4 protein-coding genes and 1 pseudogene are annotated in these 5,618 nt (G+C 74.7%); 4 read left to right on the top strand and 1 reads right to left on the bottom strand.

What is annotated here, in order from left to right; all coding sequences use genetic code 11:
- Nucleotides 1–302: 302 nt before the first annotated feature.
- Entirely contained in the window at nt 303–671 is a 369-nt protein-coding gene (locus tag ACIY1X_RS24155; protein ID WP_399685617.1) for an ArsR/SmtB family transcription factor, read from the bottom strand.
- Between the two features lie 129 nt (nt 672–800).
- Here ACIY1X_RS24155 and ACIY1X_RS24160 point away from each other — a divergent pair, with 129 nt between their 5' ends.
- From ACIY1X_RS24160 to ACIY1X_RS24175, 4 genes and pseudogenes are all read left to right on the top strand, one after another.
- Nucleotides 801–1,871: an efflux RND transporter periplasmic adaptor subunit gene (locus tag ACIY1X_RS24160; protein ID WP_399685619.1), complete on the top strand. Its 1,071-nt coding sequence runs from the start codon at nt 801–803 to the stop codon at nt 1,869–1,871.
- A gap of 10 nt (nt 1,872–1,881) precedes the next feature.
- Nucleotides 1,882–5,139: an efflux RND transporter permease subunit gene (locus tag ACIY1X_RS24165; RefSeq protein ID WP_399685622.1), complete on the top strand. Its 3,258-nt coding sequence runs from the start codon at nt 1,882–1,884 to the stop codon at nt 5,137–5,139.
- Nucleotides 5,136–5,345 (top strand): DUF2892 domain-containing protein, encoded by a 210-nt coding sequence (locus ACIY1X_RS24170; protein WP_399685625.1) that lies wholly within the window; start codon nt 5,136–5,138, stop codon nt 5,343–5,345. Before ACIY1X_RS24165 ends, ACIY1X_RS24170 begins: the two co-directional genes overlap by 4 nt.
- 8 nt (nt 5,346–5,353) lie before the next feature.
- A pseudogene (locus ACIY1X_RS24175) lies at nt 5,354–5,618 on the top strand (hypothetical protein); the annotation flags it as partial.

Here is a 5,618-nt window from a genome sequence, read left to right on the forward strand (position 1 = left end):
GCGGCGCCCACTGGACGCTGGCCACCGTGCGCCCGCGCATGGCCGGCACCGGCAATGCGCCCTGGAACGGCATGGCGCGCGCGCGGCGCGGCCTGGCACGGCCGATGAAGGTGCTGGGCTTCACGCCCTGAGGCGGATCTGCGTCAAGGATCGCCTGTCGAAGGTTTCGGTGCCGGCCACGCGCCGCCGCCGGCCGACGATTCCGACGCAGGCGAGGTGATCGCCAGGGGCTCCATCGCCGGCATCGCCGGGCGGCGGCACTGGGAGCGGCCGGACATCGAGGACATCCGGGCCTGGCCCGCTCAGGGCTTCCGGCGCGCGGCGCCGGCGGTTCGCCGCGCCCGGGTGAAGACCTTCCGCTGGCTGGCGGCCTGCTCGAACTGCCGCGCGATGCTGCCGCACACCAGGTCGCACAGGGCATACACCGACGGGTCCGCGATGCGGTAGTAGACGCTGGTGCCGCGGCCCTCGCGCTCCACCAGCCCCTGGCGCGTCAGGAAGGCCAGATGGCGCGACGCGTTGGCCGCCGTGAAGCCGCACAGCTGGGCCAGCTCGCCCACCGTGCGCTCGCCCCCGCGCAGCAGGTTCAGCAACTGCAGCCGCGCGGGCTCCGCCAGGGCCTGGAAATAGGCCGCGACTTCCTTCAGGGCTTCGGGGGGCAGTCCTTCCATGCGGGAACAGGCTGAGGCATCGGGTAGCGAATCATGCCCCATCGCTGTCGCCGTCGATCCGCATCGCCTCATGGTTGACTATTTAGCTAATTGCGTAAATACTAATATAAACAGGATGCGCGGCCAACCATGTCTCACCGTTCCTCGAACCTCCATCGACTCCGCGGCGCCCGGCGGGCCGCCGCGGCCGCGCTGCTGTGGGCCTGCGCCGCAACGGCGCCGGCCGCGGCCGGGCCCGGCGCACTGGCCACCGCGCCGGTGACCGTCGCCGAGCGCGCCGGGCCGGCCGGCTTCGACGGCGTGGTCGAGGCGGTACGCCAGACGGTGGTGGCGGCGCAGGTGCAGGGCGCGGTGGTGGCCCTGCTGGTGAAGGCGGGCGACGCGGTGCGCGCCGGCCAGGTCCTGCTGCGCCTGGACGCCCGCGCGGCCGAGCAGGCCGCCGCGGCCCGTGCCGCCCAGGCGGCGGCCGCCGGCGCCGCGCGGGATGCCGCCGCGCGCGAGTACGAGCGCCAGCAGCAGCTGTTCCGCCGGCACTACATCAGCCAGGCGGCGCTGGACCGGGCCGAGGCGCAGTTCAAGGCCGCCCGGGCCGAGACGGCGGCGCAGCTGGCCGGCGCGGCGGCCGCGCGCACCCAGTCGGGCTTCCACGTCATCCAGGCGCCCTACGACGGCGTGGTGGCCGACGTGAGCGTGGTGCTGGGCGACATGGCCATGCCCGGCCGCCCGCTGCTCACCCTCTACGACCCGGCCGCCCTGCGGGTGCGGGTGGCGGTGCCGGAAAGCGCGTCGTCCGCCACGCCGGCGCCGCAGGCGGTGGAGATCCGCCTGGCGGGCGCCGCGTCGGCGGTGCGGCCGGCCTCCCTGCAATGGCTGCCCGCCGCCGACCCGGGCACCCACACGCGCGAATTGCGGCTCGCGCTGCCCGGCGGCCTGGCCGGCGCGCGCCCCGGCCAGTTCGCCCGGGTGCTGCTGCCGGCCGCGCGGCCGGCCGCCGGCGGCCCGCGGCTGCTGGTGCCTGCCGCCGCCGTCGTGCGGCGCGCCGAGCTGACGGCGGTGTACGTCGTCGGCGCCGACGGCCGCGCGCTGCTGCGCCAGGTGCGGCTGGGCCCGGCGGCGGGCGACGCGGTGGAGGTGCTCGCAGGCGTGGAGGCCGGCGAGCAGGTGGCGCTGGACCCGCAGGCGGCCGCCCGCATGCGCTGAGGACCCGGCCATGAACGCACCCGACCCGGTCCGCCGCCTCGGCGTCTCCGGCCGCATCGCCGGCTACTTCGAGCAGGCGCGCATCACGCCGCTGCTGGCGCTGATGGCGCTGCTGCTGGGCGTCTTCGCGGTGCTGGTGACGCCGCGCGAGGAGGAGCCGCAGATCAACGCCACGATGGCCAGCGTGCTCATCCCCTTCCCCGGCGCCTCGGTGCGGGACGTGGAGCAGATGGTGGCGACGCCGGCCGAGCAGGTGCTGTCGCAGATCGCCGGCATCGAGCACGTGATGTCGGTCTCGCGCCCCGGCATGGCGCTGGTGACGGTGCAGTTCAAGGTGGGGCTGCCGCGCACCGAGGCGCTGGTGCGCCTGCACGACGCCGTGAGCGCCCATGCCGACTGGCTGCCGGCCGGCCTCGGCGCGGGCCCGCCCCTGGTCAGGCCCAAGGGCATCGACGACGTGCCCATCGTCAGCCTGACGCTGCACGCCACCGCGGACGGCATCGGCCCCTACGACCTGGAGCGCGTGGCCCACAGCCTGGAGGCCGACCTCAAGCGCGTGCGCGGCACGCGCGAGGTGCGCACCATCGGCGGCCCCGGCCGCGCCGTACGGGTGGAGATGGACCCGGCGCGCCTGGCCGGCGCCGGCCTCACGGTGGCCGACCTGCGCCAGGCCCTGCAGGGGGCGAACCGGAGCCTGCCGGCGGGCGAGCTGCTGGGCGGTGACCGCAGCATCGCCATCGAGGCGGGCGCCTTCCTGCACGATGCCGGCGAAGTGGGGGCGCTGGTGGTCGGCGTGCGCGACGGGCGGCCCGTTTTCCTGCGCGACGTGGCCGAGGTCGTCGAAGGACCGCTGCCCGCCGCGCGGTATGTCTGGCACGGCACGGCCGGCCCCGACGGCGCGGAGCACCCGGCCGTCACCCTCGCCATCACCAAGAAGCCCGGCGAGAACGCCATCGACGTGGCCGACGCCGTGATGCGCCGCGTGGACGAACTGCGCAACACCGTCATCCCGCAGGGCATGCAGGTGGCCGAGACGCGCAACTACGGCGCCACCGCCAACGACAAGGCGCTCAAGCTGATCCAGAAGCTGATGTTCGCCACCGCCTCGGTGGTGGCGCTGGTGTTCTTCGCGCTCGGCCGGCGCGAGGCGGCCATCGTCGGCAGCGCCGTCGTGCTCACGCTCACCGCGACGCTGTTCGCCTCGTGGGCGTGGGGCTTCACGCTCAACCGGGTGTCGCTGTTCGCGCTGATCTTCTCCATCGGCATCCTGGTGGACGACGCCATCGTGGTGGTCGAGAACATCCACCGCCACCGCGTGCTGCACCCCGACAGGACGCTCGCGCAGCTCATCCCCGGCGCGGTGGACGAGGTCGGCGGCCCCACCATCCTGGCCACGTTCACGGTGATCGCCGCGCTGCTGCCGATGGCCTTCGTCAGCGGCCTGATGGGGCCGTACATGAGCCCCATCCCGATCAACGCCAGCATGGGGATGCTGCTGTCGCTGGCCGTGGCCTTCGTGGTCACGCCGTGGCTGGCGCGGCTGTGGCTGCGCGGCGGCGCGCACGCGCAGGGCGGCCACGGCGCCAAGGGCCTCGCGGCCCGGCTGCATCCGCTGTTCGGGCGTGTGTTCGCGCCGCTGCTCGACGAGGCGCGCGGCCGGCGCCGCCGCGCGCTGCTGGGCGCCGGCGTGGCGGCGCTGGTCGCGGTGTCGCTGGCGCTGCCGGCGCTGGGCCTGGTGGTGCTGAAGATGCTGCCCTTCGACAACAAGTCGGAGTTCCAGGTCGTCGTCGACATGCCGGCCGGCACGCCGGTGGAGCGCACCGCCGCCGCGCTGCGCGCCCTGGGCGCCTACCTGGCCCGGCAGCCCGAGGTCACGGACTACCAGGCCTATGCCGGCACCGCCGCGCCGATCAACTTCAACGGCCTGGTGCGCCAGTACGACCTGCGCGCCGGCGGCGAGGTGGGCGACCTGCAGGTGAACCTGGCGGACAAGCATCACCGCACGGAGCAGAGCCACGCCATCGCCACTCGGCTGCGCCCCGAGCTGCAGCGCATCGGCCGCGCCTTCGGCGCCAACGTCAAGGTGGTGGAGGTGCCGCCCGGCCCGCCGGTGCTCTCGCCCATCGTGGCCGAGGTGTACGGTCCCGAGGCCGAGGGACGGCTCGCGGTGGCCCGGGCGGTGCGCGGCGTGTTCGAGCGCACGCCGGGCATCGTCGACGTGGACGACAGCAGCATCGCCGAGGCGCCGCGCACGGTGCTGCTGGTGGACCGCGCCAAGGCCGCCCGGCTCGGCGTGCCGCAGCAGGCGGTGGTGGACACGCTGCGCGCCGGCCTGGCCGGCGAGGCGGCCACCTGGCTGCACGACGCGGGCAAGTACCCGGCCGCCGCCCTGCTGATGCTGCCGCCCGAGCGGCAGGGCGACCTGGACGCGCTGCTGCAGCTGGCGGTGCGCGGCGCCGCCGGCCAGCTGGTGCCGCTGCGCGAGCTGGTCACCCAGAGCGACACGCTGCGCGAGCAGCCCGTCTTCCACAAGGACCTGCTGCCCGTGAACTACGTGACGGGCGACATGGCCGGCGCGGTGGACAGCCCGCTGTACGGCATGTTCCGGATGCGCAGCGCCATCGCCGCGCTGCCGGTGCCCGGCGGCGGCGCGCTGGGCGAGACCTTCATCCGCCCGCCCGAGGACCCGTACCGCGGCTATGCCCTCAAGTGGGACGGCGAGTGGCAGATCACCTACGAGACCTTCCGCGACATGGGCCTGGCCTACGCCGTGGGGCTGGTGCTGATCTACCTGCTGGTGGTGGCGCAGTTCGGCTCCTACCTGCTGCCGCTGATCATCATGGCGCCCATCCCGCTCACGCTGGCGGGCGTGATGCCGGGCCACGCGCTGCTGGACGCGCCCTTCACCGCCACCAGCATGATCGGGATGATCGCCCTGGCCGGCATCATCGTGCGCAACTCCATCCTGCTGGTGGACTTCATCGCGCTGCAGCAGGCCCTCGGCGTGCCGCTGGCGCGGGCGGTGGTCGATGCCGCCGCCACGCGCGCCCAGCCGATCCTGCTGACCGGCCTGGCGGCCATGCTGGGCGCCTTCTTCATCCTGGACGACCCGATCTTCAACGGCCTGGCCATCTCGCTGGTGTTCGGCATCCTGGTCAGCACGCTGCTGACGCTGGTCGTCATCCCGCTGCTGTACTTCGTCGCGATGCGTCGCCGCGAAGCCGCCCCGCCTTCCCTTCCCCCTTCCCCCACTGGAGAACGACCATGACCTCCTGGCAACTCGTGCGCATGTTCGCCGGCACCTTCGTGCTGGTCTCGCTGGCCCTCGGCGTGCCGGGCAGCCCGGTGTTCTACAGCCCCTGGTGGCTGGCCTTCACCGCCTTCGTCGGGCTGAACCTGCTGCAGAGCGCCTTCACGCGCTGGTGCCCGCTGGAAATCATCCTGCGCAAGCTGGGCGTGCGGCCCGGCTGCTGAGGCGCACCGTGGCACGACGGGGCAGCAGCGCAGGCCGGCGGCTCGCGGCGCTGGCGTTCGCCGCCGCGGCGCTGGTGGCGCCGCCAGCGCGGGCGCTCGACCTGATGGACGCCTGGCGCGCCGCGCTCGAGCACGACCCGGCCCACGCCGCCGCCCTCGCCGCTCGCGAGGCCGGCGCCACGCAGGCACGGCTGGCGGACGCCCTGTGGCGGCCCACGGTCGCGCTGCAGGCCGGCGTGGGCGCCGCCAGCGCCGAGAGCGCGACGCGCGGCG

The sequence above is a fragment of the Xenophilus sp. genome (assembly GCF_044462705.1).
In the GTDB taxonomy this organism is placed as follows: Bacteria; Pseudomonadota; Gammaproteobacteria; order Burkholderiales; family Burkholderiaceae_C; genus Xenophilus; species Xenophilus azovorans.